This is a genomic window from Bradyrhizobium sp. i1.15.2, assembly GCF_040548425.1.
Classification (GTDB): Bacteria; Pseudomonadota; Alphaproteobacteria; order Rhizobiales; family Xanthobacteraceae; genus Bradyrhizobium; species Bradyrhizobium canariense.
The window spans coordinates 70,548-87,404 of record NZ_JBEPRQ010000004.1 but is presented as its reverse complement, the minus strand read 5'-3'; the positions used below and the strand labels follow the sequence as shown (position 1 = coordinate 87,404).

Annotated in this window: 23 protein-coding genes; 12 read left to right on the top strand and 11 right to left on the bottom strand. The window is 63.6% G+C overall.

Translation table 11 applies throughout. From position 1 onward, the window contains the following. Positions 1–527 precede the first annotated feature (527 nt). A complete protein-coding gene (locus ABIB80_RS10275; RefSeq protein ID WP_354127336.1) occupies positions 528–1,040 on the bottom strand; it encodes a DUF4142 domain-containing protein in 513 nt (170 codons plus the stop codon). Positions 1,041–1,136: 96 nt separating this feature from the next. On the opposite strand from ABIB80_RS10275, the gene ABIB80_RS10270 reads away from it, so the two are divergent. The 3 genes from ABIB80_RS10270 (at position 1,137) to ABIB80_RS10260 (ending at position 1,853) form a co-directional block, all read left to right on the top strand. Further along, positions 1,137–1,331 carry a hypothetical protein gene (locus ABIB80_RS10270; RefSeq protein ID WP_007594779.1) on the top strand — a complete coding sequence of 65 codons (195 nt, stop codon included), beginning with the start codon at positions 1,137–1,139 and terminating at the stop codon, positions 1,329–1,331. 105 nt (positions 1,332–1,436) lie between these two features. Beyond that, positions 1,437–1,568, top strand: a complete 132-nt coding sequence (locus tag ABIB80_RS10265) for a hypothetical protein (protein ID WP_354127335.1) — start codon at positions 1,437–1,439, stop codon at positions 1,566–1,568. A 78-nt stretch (positions 1,569–1,646) separates the two neighbouring features. After that, positions 1,647–1,853: a hypothetical protein gene (locus ABIB80_RS10260; RefSeq protein ID WP_007594775.1), complete on the top strand. Its 207-nt coding sequence runs from the start codon at positions 1,647–1,649 to the stop codon at positions 1,851–1,853. 137 nt (positions 1,854–1,990) lie between these two features. On the opposite strand, the gene ABIB80_RS10255 is transcribed toward ABIB80_RS10260, so the two are convergent. Next, the gene (locus ABIB80_RS10255; protein WP_007594773.1) at positions 1,991–2,239 is read right to left on the bottom strand and encodes a hypothetical protein; all 249 of its coding nucleotides are present in this window, start codon (positions 2,237–2,239) and stop codon (positions 1,991–1,993) included. A gap of 176 nt (positions 2,240–2,415) precedes the next feature. Between ABIB80_RS10255 and ABIB80_RS10250 the strand changes: the two genes are divergently transcribed. Further along, positions 2,416–2,583, top strand: coding sequence for a hypothetical protein (locus ABIB80_RS10250; RefSeq protein ID WP_007594771.1), 168 nt, complete (start codon positions 2,416–2,418; stop codon positions 2,581–2,583). Here the strand turns inward: ABIB80_RS10250 and ABIB80_RS10245 are convergent. From ABIB80_RS10245 to ABIB80_RS10215, 7 genes are all read right to left on the bottom strand, one after another. Then, positions 2,580–3,068: a DUF3147 family protein gene (locus ABIB80_RS10245; RefSeq protein WP_219678618.1), complete on the bottom strand. Its 489-nt coding sequence runs from the start codon at positions 3,066–3,068 to the stop codon at positions 2,580–2,582. The two genes, ABIB80_RS10250 and ABIB80_RS10245, sit on opposite strands and share 4 nt — an antisense overlap. Then, positions 3,068–3,415, bottom strand: coding sequence for a DUF3147 family protein (locus ABIB80_RS10240; protein ID WP_354127334.1), 348 nt, complete (start codon positions 3,413–3,415; stop codon positions 3,068–3,070). The genes ABIB80_RS10245 and ABIB80_RS10240 overlap by 1 nt, the downstream gene beginning before the upstream one ends. Then, on the bottom strand, positions 3,412–3,996 hold the full coding sequence (locus tag ABIB80_RS10235) for a phosphatase PAP2 family protein (RefSeq protein WP_354127333.1): 585 nt from the start codon (positions 3,994–3,996) through the stop codon (positions 3,412–3,414). The genes ABIB80_RS10240 and ABIB80_RS10235 overlap by 4 nt, the downstream gene beginning before the upstream one ends. Positions 3,997–4,106: 110 nt before the next feature. After that, positions 4,107–4,997 carry an SDR family oxidoreductase gene (locus ABIB80_RS10230; protein ID WP_198288303.1) on the bottom strand — a complete coding sequence of 297 codons (891 nt, stop codon included), beginning with the start codon at positions 4,995–4,997 and terminating at the stop codon, positions 4,107–4,109. A 223-nt stretch (positions 4,998–5,220) separates the two neighbouring features. Continuing rightward, positions 5,221–5,772 carry a DUF4142 domain-containing protein gene (locus tag ABIB80_RS10225; RefSeq protein WP_354127332.1) on the bottom strand — a complete coding sequence of 184 codons (552 nt, stop codon included), beginning with the start codon at positions 5,770–5,772 and terminating at the stop codon, positions 5,221–5,223. An 87-nt stretch (positions 5,773–5,859) separates the two neighbouring features. Further along, positions 5,860–6,087, bottom strand: a complete 228-nt coding sequence (locus ABIB80_RS10220; RefSeq protein ID WP_007594757.1) for a hypothetical protein — start codon at positions 6,085–6,087, stop codon at positions 5,860–5,862. Positions 6,088–6,095: 8 nt separating this feature from the next. Then, positions 6,096–7,883, bottom strand: a complete 1,788-nt coding sequence (locus tag ABIB80_RS10215; protein WP_354127331.1) for a thiamine pyrophosphate-requiring protein — start codon at positions 7,881–7,883, stop codon at positions 6,096–6,098. 155 nt (positions 7,884–8,038) lie between these two features. Between ABIB80_RS10215 and ABIB80_RS10210 the strand changes: the two genes are divergently transcribed. The 8 genes from ABIB80_RS10210 to ABIB80_RS10175 all read left to right on the top strand — a co-directional run bounded on the left by ABIB80_RS10210 (position 8,039) and on the right by ABIB80_RS10175 (position 15,848). Then, positions 8,039–8,413, top strand: a complete 375-nt coding sequence (locus ABIB80_RS10210; RefSeq protein WP_007594753.1) for a PRC-barrel domain-containing protein — start codon at positions 8,039–8,041, stop codon at positions 8,411–8,413. A gap of 23 nt (positions 8,414–8,436) precedes the next feature. Next, the gene (locus tag ABIB80_RS10205) at positions 8,437–8,595 is read left to right on the top strand and encodes a hypothetical protein (RefSeq protein ID WP_007594751.1); all 159 of its coding nucleotides are present in this window, start codon (positions 8,437–8,439) and stop codon (positions 8,593–8,595) included. Positions 8,596–8,793: 198 nt separating this feature from the next. Further along, the gene (locus ABIB80_RS10200) at positions 8,794–9,948 is read left to right on the top strand and encodes an HlyD family secretion protein (RefSeq protein ID WP_354127330.1); all 1,155 of its coding nucleotides are present in this window, start codon (positions 8,794–8,796) and stop codon (positions 9,946–9,948) included. Further along, positions 9,945–11,564 carry a DHA2 family efflux MFS transporter permease subunit gene (locus ABIB80_RS10195; protein ID WP_354127329.1) on the top strand — a complete coding sequence of 540 codons (1,620 nt, stop codon included), beginning with the start codon at positions 9,945–9,947 and terminating at the stop codon, positions 11,562–11,564. Before ABIB80_RS10200 ends, ABIB80_RS10195 begins: the two co-directional genes overlap by 4 nt. Before the next feature lie 108 nt (positions 11,565–11,672). Continuing rightward, positions 11,673–12,674: an NAD(P)H-dependent flavin oxidoreductase gene (locus ABIB80_RS10190; RefSeq protein ID WP_027568692.1), complete on the top strand. Its 1,002-nt coding sequence runs from the start codon at positions 11,673–11,675 to the stop codon at positions 12,672–12,674. Positions 12,675–12,808: 134 nt separating this feature from the next. After that, positions 12,809–13,201, top strand: a complete 393-nt coding sequence (locus tag ABIB80_RS10185) for a hypothetical protein (RefSeq protein WP_246648483.1) — start codon at positions 12,809–12,811, stop codon at positions 13,199–13,201. Positions 13,202–13,318: 117 nt separating this feature from the next. After that, positions 13,319–14,884: an alkaline phosphatase D family protein gene (locus ABIB80_RS10180; RefSeq protein ID WP_354127328.1), complete on the top strand. Its 1,566-nt coding sequence runs from the start codon at positions 13,319–13,321 to the stop codon at positions 14,882–14,884. Between the two features lie 145 nt (positions 14,885–15,029). Beyond that, positions 15,030–15,848, top strand: coding sequence for an aldo/keto reductase (locus ABIB80_RS10175; protein ID WP_354127327.1), 819 nt, complete (start codon positions 15,030–15,032; stop codon positions 15,846–15,848). A 171-nt stretch (positions 15,849–16,019) separates the two neighbouring features. Here ABIB80_RS10175 and ABIB80_RS10170 read toward each other — a convergent pair whose 3' ends face one another. Both ABIB80_RS10170 and ABIB80_RS10165 read right to left on the bottom strand, forming a co-directional pair. Beyond that, entirely contained in the window at positions 16,020–16,247 is a 228-nt protein-coding gene (locus ABIB80_RS10170) for a hypothetical protein (protein ID WP_354127326.1), read from the bottom strand. A 96-nt stretch (positions 16,248–16,343) separates the two neighbouring features. After that, positions 16,344–16,796, bottom strand: coding sequence for a hypothetical protein (locus tag ABIB80_RS10165; protein WP_354127325.1), 453 nt, complete (start codon positions 16,794–16,796; stop codon positions 16,344–16,346). Positions 16,797–16,857: the final 61 nt, after the last annotated feature.

Genomic DNA, 16,857 nt, shown 5'->3' with positions numbered 1-16,857 from the left:
CAAAATAGAGCGTCAGCCAAATTCGAAATCAAGCGCCAACGTGACGGCGCCAGGAAGTGGAACCTGCTTTGCTCAGCCCGATTAACCTAAGTGCGATCCCTCGGAATGGTTCCATCCAGTTCCAGTATTTCCGGGCCGGCCGTTTGTTTTCAGCGACTTGGTTATCTGCCTTCCGGAACGGAGCGCCGGGCGTGCCGTTAGCCCGCAGATGGAGGGAGAGCGCACATGAAAGCAGGATTTGCCGTCATCGGGACCGTGATGTTGTTGGCCGGATCGGCGTTCGCGCAGGGCGGGGCCCCCAGCGGCCGTGGGGCCGTCACCGGCGATCCCGCCGCAAGCTCCGCCACCCCACGTGCGGACACACCAACCACGGGTACGTCAACCCGGTCTAATCCCAGCGGTAGCGGCACGTCGAGTTCGGGCGGGAAGGATGACAATGGGGATGCCGGCCGCGACAGGATGCCGGAGAGCAACCGCACCGTGCGGCCGGAGAGCCAGCAAAGTCATCCCAGCGACAAGTGAACGGTCTATTTGTCTGCCATAGTGCGCTCGGCGTCCTTGACCTGCGAGCGCAACATCGGGAGTTGCGCGCGCGCGAACGCTGCAAGCGCGGCATTGTCGGGCGCCTTGAGATAGCGTTCGAGCAGGTCGATTACCGACTCATACTCGGGAATCTGTGCTGCATAGAAGCTTCTGACAAAACTCGGTCCGTCCGAAGTTTCGGGCTCGACCAGGCTCGCGCTCGCCGGCGTCGTCTTGGTGACGCGCGGTTCGGTGCCGATCGCTTCCTGAATTGGCTTCAGGGCCTTGTCGCGCCTGGCCGCTTCTTCGGCACGCAGGGCGGCGAGGTTCTTGACCTCGGCATTGCCCTTGAGGTCGGTGCTCTCCAGCAGACCCTGCTGGAAGCGGCTGAAAGTGTAGAGATCACTGATGGTCTCGGTTGCGGTCGGCGTGCGGCCGCCCGGCCTTCGCTCACCGGTGCTGTCGGCAAGCGCTGCCGTGCTGACGAATGCCAAAACGATCGCGAGAAGAATCCGCATGGGATATCCAAGGCGGACGGCGGTCGAAAGTTCCGCAGATGTTACGATCCGGTAAGGGCGGTTGCGACGCGACGGTTCCGTCCCCAATTCATACTGATGAAACAGTCCGAGATCTTCAGGAATAACGCCGACAACTGCCTCCAGCTCGCCGAGAGGGCCGAAGGGCAGCCGGCACACAATCGTTTTCTGCGCATGGCGAATGCGTGGACGGCACTTGCCGACGAGCAGGATTGGCTCGACGGCGAGGTGCCGCCCGTTCCGGCCCGCAGGCTTCAAAAGCAGGACGCGTAACGCTGTCGTTTTCGTGGATCTGCGTGTGAGACTGCTCACGGACAGCAAGCAGGGTCATTCGTAACAGTCGATCGCGTTGATTTCCTATTCCAGGAGGTTTTTGCAATGGCTCCACGTCTGGCTCTTCTTTCGCTCATCCTCGCCTTTGGCGTGTCGGTCGCGTTCGCCACCGTGACGACGGTGCGGCAGGTGCATCACGAAAATGCATCGGCCCCGGTGCACTTGACGCATAGTTAGCAGTCCGATCTCGCGGGCCGGAACCTTCGACGCTCCGGCGCGTAAGCGCTTCGAGACAGCAAAGAGGCGAGAGCTATCATGGCCCATTCCGACCAAGGCATCATCAGAGATCAGCGCGGTGAACAGCAGCCGCGGGACAAGCAGCGCGCGCAGACCGTGCACAAGTCGGAGCCAAAGGGCTCGCCCTCTCGTGAGGCTACGCGCGATCCCAAACTGAACGACAACAGCAAGACGCCCGGCTCCGGCATGGCGCCGGATGATTCCGGCGACGCCCCGAGCGGCTAATTCCATCAGGAACGAATTCGCACGCAAAGAGTCGAGGGATTGCTTCCGGCTGTCATGCCCCCGGTGATCCGGAAGCAATCTCCAAGGACGGCCCTGGCACCCCGTGCTGGGGCCGTTTGCTTGAGCATCAGGCTGGACTAATCCTCGGCGTCGCGCTGCGGATGCGGTTGCGTATGGCCGTCCGGGCCGCGCCCGAAAACCCCGAACCTGCTCGATTTGACATTAGGCCCTGCATCGACAGCGGCGGTGGCCAGGCCGAGCTTGAGGAGCTCGCGCACAGCCGCGGCTCGCGTCGGCATGCGATGTTTGAACCGGAAGTCGTCGACCGCGGCCAGTTCTTCCGGTGACAGCATGACCTGGAGCCGCTCGGCGCGAAGGTCGTTCATGATCAATCACCCAAAATGAGCAAGTTGAGTAGTTTACTCAACGAACTCATTCCACCGCGGTTCCACAAGATGCGGCTATGGCGCCAAGTTAGCCAAAAAATACAACAAAATCAATAAGTTATATGATGCAAGGGCCCTTTGGCAGGTGTATGCTCCCGGCAAATGGGAGAGACCTCATGACGAGCGAAGTCACATTGCCCCGCAAACATGTCGACGAGAGCGCGGCACCCAAGCCGGTGCGCCCCAGCCATCAGAAGGTCATCGAGCAGGTCGAGCGCTGGGCCAACAGTCCGGGCCTTCAACCGCCGAGATTGCAGCCGTCAACGCATGCCAAAGCGGGCTAGCGCTTCGCAAGGGGAGAGCCCTTTGACGATGGCGAATGGGCTGATCGGTGCGATTTGCGGGAGACGATGCGAAGCTTGCGCCTGAGCCACCAGGCCAAGACCGAAACGATGGTCCAGACTATCAACGCGGCAGCGAAAGCGCCCGGAGCGCTCGCGGCCACGGTGAAATGAAAGACGGCGGCGAATGCCAGGAGACCGATGCTTCCCCAGGCGGCGCCAGCCGCGTCGAGCGCGGCGGCCTCTTGCCCGCGGCGCGTGCCGCTGAGGCCGGCCTTCTCCTTGGTGCGGCGTTCATGGCTTTCGACCAGCGTGGCGCTCGCGCAGAAGATGGCGGGAAGCGCAAGGAAAAGTCCGCCGACGGACACACCGAAGCGCGCTCCCAGAACCCCCGTGAGCACGGTCGCCAGGCCACCGAGCAGGAAACGAATGCCGTATTCGTACCAGCGTGTCTGCTTGAGCGCGGAGAGCGACAGCTTGACCGGCATCAGGCCGTACCTCCGAAGCCGGCGAGCAGGCCGAAGGCGACCGCAAGCCACACGATAACAGCGAGGACGGTCGCGGGCAGCGCGGACACACGGTATCTGATCAGCAGATGGCAGACGACGACGCTGTAGCAGCCGAGCGCGACCGCGCCATAGATCATCGTCCAGCTTTCGGCCGCGGCATATCGCGGGCCGTGCTGGACGACGGCGATGCCGAGCGTCGCCAGTGCGACTGACGGTGCCGCGCCGAGCAACCCCGCAAAGCTTTTGGGTTTGAGCATATCGCCCAAGATCGCAAAGGCGGAGACGATGATGCCACCGGCGATGAAGCGCACGAGATATTCGGTCACGGCTTTTCCTGCCGATTGACTTGCTTGCGGAACGATTGCGTCAGTGTCCATGGCCGCAAGAGTCTCTCTACGGCCGCGCCAAGCGCAAAGCCTGCGACCACGTCGCTTGCCCAGTGCGCGAGCACCGCGATCCGTGTCAGCGACAGCGCGATCGCAACCGTGCGCAGCAATCGGCGCGGCGTCTTCGGCAGCAAGCCCGCCGCCGAGGCAAGAGCGCCCATATGGACCGCGTGACCGGACGGGAACGCGTCGCGCGCTCGTCCTGAGACGGGTACTCCATGCCCGTGCCCGCGTATGGTCAGCCGGTCTGGCCTGGTCTGATCGAACACGGATTTCAGGATATGCGGCAGGGCGGCCGTCGCGAGCGACACGGCCAGGACGTGGTTTGCCACGGGCCGCTGTTGCGGCTGCCGAATATGAGTATAGAGCCACCCTATTGCGGCCAGTGCGAGCAGCACGTGCTCGTCAGCGGCCCAGGTCAATGTCTGCGCCGTGTGCTCGACGCCTGAATTGGTGTGATCAGCGATCGTATCCGCGATCGCGGTATCGATCCGGCTGGGTTTGACCTCTACCAATGCCATCGGTCTGCAAGCGTGATGTCCTTTGTGACAGTTTTGTAAAGCCCGAAGACAAAGAAGGTTCCTGGACCCTACCTTGCGGCATCAGCCTGGGGCCGGGCCAAAAGCGCCGTTTACGGCTGTCCCGATCCACCAGCGGACCCATACACCTGGCCGGTCGCATAGCTCGCGTCGGCTGCGGCAAGCTGCACGTAAATGGAGGCCAGTTCGGCGGGCTGGCCGGGACGGCCGAGCGGCGTCATGCCGCCGAATTTTTCGAGCTTCTCCATCGTGGCGCCGCCGGAGACCTGCAGGGGGGTCCAGATCGGGCCCGGTGCGACGCCATTGACCCGGATGCCCTTCGAGGCGAGCTGCTTCGCCAGCGACTTCACGTAATTCATCGTCGCCGCCTTCGTTTGCGCGTAGTCATAGAGATCGGGCGAGGGATCGTAAGCCTGCTCCGATGTCGTGCCAATGATGCACGAGCCGGGCTTTAAATGCGGCAGCGCCGCCTTGATGATCCAGAACGGCGCGTAGATGTTGGTCTTCATGGTCGCGTCGAAGTCTTCCGAGGAGACGTCGAGAATGGACGCACGTGTCTGCTGCCGCGCCGCGTTGCAGACGACGATGTCGAGTCCGCCGAGATCTTGGACGGCCTGCTCGACCAGCTTCTTGCAGAAAGCCTCATCCTTAAGGTCGCCGGGAATCGCGAGACCGATACGCCCTTCCTTCTTGATCAGCGCGATGACGTCCTGCGCATCCGGTTCTTCCGCCGGTAGATAGTTGATGGCGACGTCGGCGCCTTCGCGTGCGTAGGCTATCGCAGCGGCGCGGCCCATACCGGAATCGCCGCCGGTGATCAGCGCTTTGCGGCCGGCGAGCCGGCCGGAGCCCTTGTAGCTGGTCTCGCCGTGATCCGGGGGCGGCTCCATCTTGCCGGCGAGGCCAGGCCAGGGCTGCGATTGCTTCTTGAACGGCGGCTTTGGAAAGCGGGTGACGGGATCGACCAGGTTCTGCTCGGCCATTTTCTGCTCGGCCATGGTCGTGTCTCCTTTCGCTGTGGAAGAGGCCAGCGAAGCGGCAGCAAGCGTTGCGCTCGCCGCTTGGACGACGTGCCGGCGGGATACTGAAGCCTTGTCGTGATGTGTCATGACGATCTCCGCGATCTCGCGATCTCAATGCGCGGAGAGAGGCATCGTTGCAAAACGAGAGGACGCCGACCCGCAAGCTGGCGTCCTCGGAAGATGTTTACTTGGTCTGGCCGACGCTTGGCGCCTTGCCGAGCTCCTTGGCCATGTCGAGATGGTGCTTGAGCGCCGGCAGCGTCTTGCCGGCCCAATCCTTCAGGTCGGAATTGTCGCCGCCCTTGGCGTAACGCTCGAACAGCGAGACCGCGTCCTCGTGGGCGCTGACCTGGTACGAATTGTAATCCGAGCTGAAGTCCCTGCCATTCGCGCTCTTGAGCTTGTCGAGCTTGCTCTGATGCGAGCTGTCGAGCGCTGTCGGAAGGGTCGCCTGCACCTTGCCGCCGGTGACGAGGCCCTTCAGTTCGCTGCTGGTCTTGGTGTGGTCGGTCACCATCTGTTGCGCAAATATCTTTTCCTGCGCGTTGCCTTTCTGCTCGGCAAGTTTGCTCGATTCGATCTCGAACATGTCGCTGATGGCGACTTCCTTGACGAAGTCGGCGGTGGCGGGCGCGACGCCGAGCGCCGAGTTGACGCCGGTTTTCTCGCCGAGCGACTGGGCGAGCGCGGGGCCTGCGAGCAGCACGCAAGCAGCTGCGATAATCATTCGTTTCATGGTCCGATCCCTCCGAATGGGCGCGCAGCCTCTCGCCGCGCGGCGTTGCGCCCACCAACACGCTGCAGCGGCCGGAGTTCCTAACGGCTAATCCGTCGGTCTCCTCCCGCTCCGTGGGTTGATGGGATCCGTCGGCTTGCGCCGAAGCCGTTCGGGCAGGAACGGCTCGGTCGGCGTGGCAGTGGCCTCGGCACGCACGTCTGCATGGCGTTGTGCCCGTTCATGCGGCGTCCGGTTGTCGTTGATCTGCCGCTTCACGTCGAGGCCATCCACGGGATCGTTGACGCCGTGCTGGATATCGCGGAAATCGCTCATGCTTCACCTCATTCACTTCCAGGCAGGATTTTTTCCAACACCTGCCGCGCCGCGCCCTTGATCACTCCGCTCTCGTTGGGATCGCCCTTCATCAGCGCAAGAGAGAAGTTCTTGGCCTGCTGCAAGGTGATGTGCGGCGGCAGCGGCGGCACTTCGGGGTCGGTCTTGACCTCCAGCACCACCGGCATCTCGCTCGCGAGCGCCTGGTCCCAGGCCGAGCCCAGCAGCTGCGGGCTGTCGACATAGATGCCGGAGAGGCCGATCAGCTCGGCAAAGCGCGAATAGGACACGTTCGGGATGCGCTGCGATGCCTCGAATTTCGGATCGCCGTTGATGACGCGCTGCTCCCAGGTCACCTGGTTGAGGTCTTCGTTGTTGAAGACGCAGACGATGAAGCGCGGATCCTTCCACTCGCGCCAATACTTCGCGGCGGTGATCAGTTCGGCCATGTTGTTCATTTGCATCGCGCCGTCGCCGACAAGGGCAATCACCGGGCGGTCGGAATGCGCGTATTTCGCGGCGAGCGCATAGGGCACCGCGGCACCCATCGAGGCGAGGCCGCCTGAGAGCGAGGCCGTCATGCCGCGGCGCATCTTCAGGTCGCGCGCGAACCAGTTGGCGCAGGAGCCGGAATCGCTGGTGACGATGGCGCGGTCGGGCAGGCGCGGAGACAGCTCCCAGGCGACGAGTTGCGGATTGACCGGTGCCGCGGGCTGATGTGCCCGATCATCCAGCGTCTTCCACCATTTCGCGACGTCGTCTTCGATGCCCTGGCGCCAGGCGCCATCGCTCTTGGGTTTCAGTCGCGGCAGCAGGGCGCGCAGCGTCTCGGCGGCGTCGCCGACCAGGCCGACCTCCATGGGAAAGCGGATCGACATCATGCTGGCGTCGATGTCGATCTGCACGCCGCACGCCGCGCCTTCCTTCGGCAGGAATTCGGCATAGGGGAACCCCGAGCCGACCATCAGCAGCGTGTCGCATTCCATCATCATGTTGTAGCTGGGTTCGGTGCCGAGCAGGCCGATCGAGCCGGTGACCCAGGGGAGATCGTCGGGGAGCGCCGCCTTGCCGAGCAGCGCTTTGGCGCAGCCGGCGGACAAGCGGTCGGCGACCGCGATCACCTCTTCAGTGGCGTGGAGCGCGCCGGCGCCGATGAGCATCGCGACCTTCTTGCCGGCGTTGAGCACCTCGGCGGCGCGGTCGAGGTCAGCGTCACGAGGCTTGATGCCTGGCGCGCTGTAGCCGACGCCAGAGTGCAGGGTGCCGTGAGCGCGCGGCGGATCCTCGTACGGCTCCTCCTGGATATCGTTGGGCAGGATGATCACCGTTGGCGTGCGCCGGGCCAACGCGATTCGGATCGACCGATCGATCAGATGCCGGATTTGCGCCGGCGAGGAGGCCTGCATGACGTAGGCGCCAGCCACATCCTTGAACATCGAGACGAGATCGAGTTCCTGCTGATAGTGTCCGCCCAGCGCATTGCGTGCCTGCTGACCGACGATCGCGAGCACGGGCTGGTGATCCAGCAGGGCATCGTAGAGCCCGGTGATCAGATGCGAGGCGCCGGGGCCCGAAGTGGCGATACACACCCCCAGTTGGCCAGAGAACTTCGCATAGGCGCTCGCCATGAAAGCGGCCATCTCCTCATGCCGCGCCTGGACAAAGCCGATCTTGCCCTCAGCACGCTGAAGCGCACCGAATACGCCGTTGATGCCATCGCCGGGATAGCCAAAGAGGTGGCGCACGCCCCATTGATGCAGACGTTGAACGATGAAGTCTGAGACGGTCTGGGACATCGAGGGCGCCCTTCGTTTTCCGGTATTTGGTTTCCGGGATTTGAAGCTGAGAGAACCGCCCGTTTCCGGCGATGTTCCTCAAGTCTGACGGAACATGCCGGAACGATCGCGCACCTCTTTGGGTTGTCTCCAGACTGGCTGAGTGGAGAATTGAGATGTTGAATCAGGGTGAACTGGACCAAAACGAGATGGGTCGGTTGATCGGCAGCGACAAGGTCGAGGGAACATCGGTCTACGGCGCCGATCGCAACAAAATCGGCTCGATCGAACGCGTGATGATCGACAAGATCAGCGGCAAGGTGTCCTACGCCGTGCTCGGCTTCGGCGGATTTCTGGGCCTCGGCAACGACCATTATCCGCTGCCCTGGCAGTCGCTGAAATACGACACGGAGCTCGGCGGTTACGTCACGGGCATCACCACCAAGGAACTGGAAGGCGCGCCGAAATATGGCGAGCGGAGTGATTGGAACTGGGGGGATGACGCCGCGGTTCGCGGCATCAACTCCTATTATGGCGTCCCCTTCGCGTAAGGTTTCCACCGAAAGGAAGCTCGATGAGCAAGGAACGGCCTAACGACGATCCCCGGCAGCAGAGCGACTGGGGTTCGCACAAGCAGACGGACAAGCCCTGGAAAGGCACTCCGGAAAAAGAGCAGGGATCGGACGAGGTGAAGCCCGATCTCGAGAAATGGCACGCGACGAAGACACACTGAGACAAGGTGCCGTTCCCATGAGTCATCGAGGCGAGCGCGGCATCCAGTGTGCCGCGCTCGCTTTTGGGCAGGGCGTTCACGAACGCGATGGTGCTCGCAACAAGGGGAACCATGATCAGGAGTTGCAGTTGGGCTCGCGTCGCGTGAGCCGGCTTTGGCGGCTCTGCCGCCAGTTTAATCCCGAGAAAGGTGTTTACCGTGGATGCTCAGACACGGGAGCGTGGACCGTCCGCGGAGCAGCCGCAGAGGGCGAAGGAAGCTCCGAAGACATCTCCTGATCAGGCCCACGACGCCAAGGATTCGAAGCCGGCGAAGGCGCCGTCGCTGCAAGATCGGCTTCGCGAGCATTGGCTGGTGGCAAGCGTTGGCGCCATCGTCTTGCTCGCAGCTCTGATCGGCGGATTGCTCTATTGGCTCCAGATACGCCACTATGAATCCACCGACGATGCCTTCGTCGCCGCGCGCAGCTTTTCCGTGGCCTCCAAGGTCGGCGGCTACGTGACCGACATCCCGGTGACGGACAACCAGCATGTCAACGCCGGGGACCTTCTCGCCAAGATCGACGAGCGCGACTATCGGATCGCCATCGATCAGGCCAATGCGCAAGTCGCGGTCGCCAAGGCGAACATCGCCAATGTCCAGGCGCAGATCGTTTCGCAGCAGGAGCAGATCAAGCAGGCGGAGGCGCAGCTCGAACAGGCCCAGGCCCAGCTTCAGTTCTCGCAGGAAGAATTCGCGCGCGCCCAGGATCTGGTCGAGAAGGGCGCCGGCACCGTGCAGCGCCAGCAGCAGACCCGCTCCGATCTTCAGGCGCAGCAGGCCAACACCGAGCGCGCGAAGACCGCGGTGACCGCCGCGCAAGTCGGCATCAAGACGCTGCAAGCGCAGCTTGAGGGCGCCCGGGCGCAGCTCGAGCAGTCGCAGGCGCAGGTCGATCAGGCCAAGCTGAACCTGCAATATACCAGCGTCGTTGCGGCGCAGTCCGGCCGCCTCGTCAAGCTCAGCGGCGCCAAGGGCACTTTAGTCACAGCGGGACAGAGCCTGATGATGTTCGTGCCTGACGAGGTCTGGATCGTCGCCAACTACAAGGAGACGCAGCTCAACGACATGCGGCCGGGCCAGCCGGTCGAGATCCGCATCGACGCCTATCCCGGGCGCAAGCTGACCGGCCATGTCGAGTCGGTGCAGCCGGGCTCCGGCACTGCGTTCAGCCTGTTGCCCGCGGAGAACGCCACCGGAAATTACGTCAAGGTGGTGCAGCGCGTGCCTGTGAAGATCGTGGTCGACAGCTGGCCGGCCGATTTGCCCGTCGGTCCCGGCATGTCGGTCGTTCCCTGGACCAGGGTGCGATGACCGACACGGCGCAAGGCGGCGCGTCCGCGGGCGGCTGGTCGCCGGAGCGCTCGGCGGCCGGCGGTCATAATCCTTATCTCATTGCGTTCGTCGTCTCGATCGCGACCTTCATGGAGGTGCTCGACACCACCATTGCCAATGTCGCCTTGCGCCACATCGCCGGTGGGCTTGCCGTCGGCATCGACGAGAGCACCTACGTCATCACCAGCTATCTCGTCGCCAACGCCATCGTGCTGTCGATCTCGGGCTGGCTGTCGACCGTGATCGGCCGCAAGCGCTTCTACATGATCTGCGTTGCGGTTTTCACAATCTCCTCGCTCTTGTGCGGCTTTGCCTGGAATTTGCAGGCGCTGGTGCTGTTTCGAATCCTTCAGGGCCTTGGCGGCGGCGGCATGGCGACCAGCGAGCAGGCGATCCTCGCCGACTCCTTCCCGCCGCACAAGCGCGGCCAGGCTTTCGCAATCTATGGCGTCGCCGTCGTGGTCGCGCCCGTGGTCGGTCCGACGCTCGGCGGCTGGATCACCGACACCTACACCTGGCACTGGGTGTTCCTGATCAACGTCCCCATGGGATTGCTGTCGCTGTTCCTGGTCGGCACGCTGGTCAAGGAGCCCTCGGGGGCGGAGGAGGAGAGGGAGAAGCTGCTGAGCAAGGGCCTGCGGGTCGACTATGTCGGCTTCCTGCTGGTCGCGATCGGGCTCGGCTCGCTCGAATACGTGCTCGACGAAGGCCAGCGCAACGACTGGTTCGGCTCGAACATGATCGTGTTCTTCGCGGTGCTTTCGGCCGTGTCACTGCTTGCGCTGATCCCGTGGGAGCTGACGCGCGAGGATCCCATCGTCGATCTCCGCCTGCTCGGCCGCCGCCAGTTCGCCGCCTGCTTCCTGGTCATGCTTGCGACCGGCGCGGTGCTGATCTCGACGACCCAGCTTTTGCCGCAACTGCTCCAGAGCGATTTGAACTACACCGCCATGCTGGCGGGTCTTGCGTTGTCACCGGGCGGAATCGCGACCCTGGTGCTGATGCCGGTGGTGGGCCGTCTCGTCAGCAGCGTGCAGCCGAAATACCTCATCATGCTCGGCGCCACCATCGTCGCGTTCTCGATGTGGCATCTCACGGGCCTCACCGGCGACATCACCTACGGCTACGCCGCGATGTCGCGCATCTTCCTGGCGCTCGGTCTGCCTTTCCTGTTCCTGCCGGTCACGACCGCGTCCTATGACGGCGTGCCGCCGGACAAGACCAACCAGGCCTCGGCGCTGATCAACGTCGCCCGCAATATCGGCGGCTCCATGGGCGTTGCGCTGGCGCAGACAATCCTGGCGCAGCGCCAGCAATTCCATCAGAGCCGTCTGATCGAGCACGCCGCGCCGTCGGACCTCGGCTACCAGCAAGCTATCGAGACGATGACCCGCTTCTTCCAGGCTCAGGGCTCGAATGCGAGCGATGCGGCTGCGCAGGCGGTCGCCTGGGTCGGCCGCACCTTGCAGCAGCAGGTCGATTTGCTCGCTTATATCGACGTGTTCTGGACGCTCGCGGTCATCGCGGTGCTGATGATCCCGACCGCCGCGGTGCTGCGCCCGATCAAGCTGGGCGCCCCCGCGCGGGGGCATTGAGCCAACAGCCGCTCGGCGAGAAATGGCGAGAGAGAGAAGGGTGACCGCGGCGCAAAAGTCCGGCTAGACTGGTCCGAACGTCAAGCAAAAGCCCGGGAGGTAATTTAAGTGAAGACCGCGATCACCGAACTGTTCGGCATCGAGCACCCCATCATTCAGGGCGGCATGCATTTCGTCGGCTTTGCCGAGCTGGCGGCTGCCGTCTCCAATGCCGGCGGGCTCGGCATCATCACCGGTCTCACGCAGAAGACGCCGGAGCTGCTGGCAAAAGAGATCGCGCGTTGCCGCGACATGACCGACAAGCCGTTCGGCGTGAACCTCACTTTCCTGCCGACCTTCGCCGCGCCGCCTTATCCGGAATACATTGCCGCCATCGTCGAAGGCGGCATCAAGTCCGTGGAGACCGCCGGCCGCAGCCCGGAAGCCTACATGCCCGCGCTGAAGGCCGCCGGGATCAAGGTCATCCACAAATGCACGTCGGTGCGCCACTCGCTGAAGGCCGAGCGCATCGGATGCGACGCCGTCAGCGTCGACGGCTTTGAGTGCGGCGGCCATCCCGGCGAGGACGACATTCCCAACATGATCCTGTTGCCGCGCGCGGCGGAGGAATTGAAGATTCCGTTCGTCGCGTCCGGCGGCATGGCCGACGGCCGCAGCCTCGTCGCGGCGCTGTCGCTGGGGGCGGCCGGCATGAACATGGGCACGCGCTTCATCGCCACCAAGGAAGCGCCGGTGCATCAGAACGTCAAGAACGCGCTGGTCGCCGCGACCGAACTCGACACCCGCCTGATCATGCGGAGCCTGCGCAACACCGAGCGCGTGCTGAAGAACGCCAATGTCGACCGCCTGCTCGAGATCGAACGCGAGAAGGGCGACAAGCTGAAGATCGACGACATCCACGACCAGGTCGCGGGCGTTTATCCCAGGATCATGTTGGACGGGCAGATGGACGCGGGCGCGTGGAGCTGCGGCATGGTCGCAGGCCTCATCCACGACATCCCCACTTGCAAGGAACTCGTCGACAGGATCATGGCTGAGGCGGAAACCATCATCCGTACCCGTCTAATGGGGTTTCTTGAAGAGACGGGTGCACCGCGAAAGGTCGCCTGACACCGCCAAACTTCTTAACCACGGCGGCAGTTGACCGCTGGAATTGCGCGCGACGCCTCCTAAATAGAGGTAAATTACCTCTTAACAATCGATTTCAGGAGGCGTCCGTGATTATGAAGAGCGCTCCTTTTGCAATGGCCGTTGTCCTCGTGCTCGCATGGGCCGGCGTCGCGCGCGCTGACGACTACAAGCCCGACGAATATCTCGGCCTCGATCTTTCGAAGGCGGTGTTGTCGCCGAAGCGGCTGGGGCCCGAAACCCAGTTCGCGCCGGTCGCGCTGGAGGCGCGCGGCGGCAACGAGGCGCAGGCGCGCGCCGAGCCGGTCGACGTGCCGAAGAGGGTCGCCGCCGAACGCGTGCGCGTGTCGGAGCCGAAGGTTGCGCACGCCAAGCCCGCGCACCCGCGCGGCGCGGCGCGCACCAAGCTCGCGCATCGTCACGGCAATCCGCTCGACGCGCAGGCGATGGACACCCGCATCCAGACCTGGCCGTGCCGCAGCGGCGGCATCTGCAACTGGAAGCATTAGGTCAGTTCCGAGCGTCATCCGCACGTCGTAAAACCGTAGGCCCGCGGTCAAGAAACCGTAAGCCGGGGGTCAAACGACGCAGGCACCTTCCGTCGCTAGTCGACGAAGGTTTCCTGAATGGTAGCGCTCCGCGCCTCGCGCGCCTGGACCCGGCGGCAATTCCTGGTCCGTTCCACCTCGAGCCTCACCGTTGCCGCGCTCGCAACGCCACATCTCAGCCGCGCCGCTGATCGTCCGCAGCTCGCAGGCGGCATCCAGTCCGGCGACGTCTCGGATGGCTCCGCGGTGATCTGGGCGCGCGCCGACCGGCCGGCGCGGATGCGGGTGGACTATTCGACCGTGGAGAGCTTCAAGACGATCATTGCGTCGGCTTCGCGCGATGCGTCGCCCGATGCTGACTTCACCTCGAAAGTGCTGCTGAACGATCTGCCGCCCGGGCAGGACATCTTCTATCGTGTGCGCTTCGACGACATCGCGACCGGCATCGCCGGCGAAAGCCGCGTCGGCCACTTCCGCACTGCGCCGGCTGCCGGCCGGTCGATCTCGTTCCTGTGGTCCGGCGACACCGCGGGGCAGGGCTGGGGCATCGACACATCGCGCGGCGGCTATCGCAGCTATCGCACCATGCTCGACAATCGCCCGGACTTCTTCATCCACTCCGGCGATCACATCTACGCCGACTGCACGATCCCCTCCGAGCAGAAGCTGCCGAACGGCGAGATATGGCGCAACGTCGTGACCGAGGAGAAATCCGAGGTCGCGCACACGCTGGCGCAGTTCCGCGGCAATTACAAATACAACCATCTCGACGAGCACTTCCGCGCCTTCCATGCCGAAGTGCCGATGTTCGCGCAGTGGGACGATCACGAAGTCACCAACGACTGGTCGCCGACCGGCAGCTACGACGAGGCCGGTCATGAGGATGACGGCACCCCGCGCCTGGTCGCGCGTGCCCGCCGCGCCTTCTTCGACTTCATGCCGATCCGCGACATCGGCGCGCGAAAGGGGCGGGTCTATCGCAAGATCGCCTATGGTCCGCTGCTCGACGTCTTCATGATCGACATGCGCAGCTATCGCGACGAGAGCTGGAACAAGGGTGATGATCACCGCGGCTGGATCCTGGGCGCCGAACAGCTCGCCTGGCTGAAGCGTGAGCTCGCGGCCTCGCGCGCGACCTGGAAGGTGATCGCGGCCGACCTGCCGATCGGCCTGGTCAGCCTCGATGCGGTCGCGCTGGGGAGTGGGCCGCCCGACCGGCGCGAGCACGAGATCGCCGATCTTCTTGCGTCCATCAAGCGCGCCGGAATTCGCAACATCGTCTGGCTCACCGCCGACATGCATTACACCGCCGCGCATTACTACGATCCGAACAGGGCGCAATTCCAGGAGTTCGAACCGTTCTGGGAGTTCGTCTCGGGACCCTTGCATGCCGGCACCTGGGGCCCGGGCAAACTCGACGATACCTTTGGTCCGGTCGCGATGTACCAGAACGGGTGCAGTGAGGCGCAGGGCGAAAACCTCGCGCCCTGTTTCGGACTGCAGTTCTTCGGCAAGGTCGACATCGATGGCCGGACCGGCGTCATGACCGTAACGCTGAAGGACATCGAGAACCGGGACCTCTGGTCGGTCGATATCGTGCCGCAGCCGCAGGCGCGTCCAGCCGTGGTGGCGCAGCATTCCTAGGTCGCTAACCCGATCTTGATTGGCCGCCGTGCGCCTCCCGCGCTATGCTGTCCGTTCCCGCCACCTCTTTTCCATCCCCGAAGAGTCTGCTCACGCAGCATCGCTGCTGGCCTCCGGCGGGCTGAACGATGTCAGGAGCCTTTTCATGGATAATCTCAAGACCCAGGGCATCAGCATGCCCAAGCTCGGCCTCGGGACTTTCCGCATGCAGGGCGATGCCTGCCGTGCGGCGGTCGAGAGCGCGCTGTCGATCGGCTATCGCCATATCGATACCGCCGAGATGTACGGCAACGAAGAGCCGATCGGCGCGGCGCTCGCCGCGGCCCGGCTGCCGCGCGGCGAGCTGCACGTCACGACAAAGGTCTGGCACGAGAACCTCAGCCCCGACGCCATCCGCCGCGCCTTCGACACCAGCCTGACCAAGCTCGGGCTCGACCATGTCGACCTTTATCTCGTGCACTGGCCGTCGAAAGCCGCGAACTGGGGCGCGGTGTTCGAGACCCTGATGAAGCTGAAGGAGGAGGGGCGCACGCGGGCGATCGGCGTCGCCAATTTCACCACGGCGCTGCTCAAGATCGTGGTCGAGGACATCAAGGCGCCGATCGCCTGCAATCAGATCGAATATCACGCCATGCTCGATCAATCGAAGGTGCTGGCTTATCTCAACGCCAAATCGATCCCGCTGGTCGCCTATTGCCCGTTGGCACAGGGGCGCGTCGCGTCAGATGAGGTGCTGGCCGAGATCGGCGCCAGGCACAATGCAACTGCAGCTCAGATCGCGCTGAAATGGCTGCTCGATCAGGACGGCGTCGCCGCGATCCCGAAGGCGTCGCGCCGAGAGAGCCAGCAGGCCAATCTCGACGCGCTGAAGATCACGCTCGACGATGCCGACCGCAACAAGATCGCCGCGCTGCCGAAGGACAGACGCTGCGTCAATCCCGGTTTCGCACCGGCGTGGGACTGAGAGTCGTCGCTGAGCGCACCGTCTCTCTCCGCGTGCACATTTGTCAGTTTGAATTCGCCGAGGAATACCCCTCATCCGGCGCTTCGCGCCACCTTCTCCCACAAGGGGAGAAGGAAGAAAGAACGCAAAGAAATGGCCCCGTGAGGGGCCATTTCCATATTGCGTTGCGCATTAGTCCCAATGGTGACGGTGGCCACGCTTGATCACGACGACGCGGTCGCGATTGTGCCAGCCGCGATGCCAACCGTGATCGCGATGCATGCCGTATTCGGCGCGGGCGCCATACATGCCGTGATGATGACCTCCGCGCTTGATCACCACCGTCTCCGCGCTGGCGAGCGTCGGCAATGCAACAGCGAGCGCGCCGACAGCGGCAAGCACACAACCAAACTTCTTCATGATGTCCTCCTCCAATGGAATGCAAATCTAAACGGCGCATTCGCGGGAACGTTCCGGAGGAATCGCAGGAGAATTCTGAACGCCTGTTCAGGTGGGTTAATCGCAGCGCTGTTGTGCAGGCGTTGGCGCGCCGGTGGCGACGTATTTGCCGTCCCTGATCGTGTACTCGCCGCGTTGGCTGCGATTGTAGATTGCGCGCAAGCTGCCTTGCTTCGAGAGGAGCAGGCCAAACTCGCGGGTCTGCTGCAGCAAGGGGAAGTACACCATCACATTGAGCAGGCCGTCGGCGCTGATCATCGCCGATACCACTTCGTTTTCGTCCTTGGCCTCGCCGAAATTGCGCCGGTACATCACCCTTCCGTCCTTCCGGATCTCGTAAATCAAGAGCGCGCCCTTGTCGCGGTCGGGCCGGGCCGCGCAGTCGACCGCCCATGAGCCGAGCAGGCCCCATTGCTCGACGGTCGTCGCAAGCGATTCGGCACCGGCCGCGGGCGTGAACGCAACCCACAGCACTGCTGCCGCAATCCAGCGGCTCAAACAACTCGTCATGTCCTGATGAGCCCCACCTCCGAATAATTCCGAAGTGTAGCATCCCACGCGCGATCGTCCA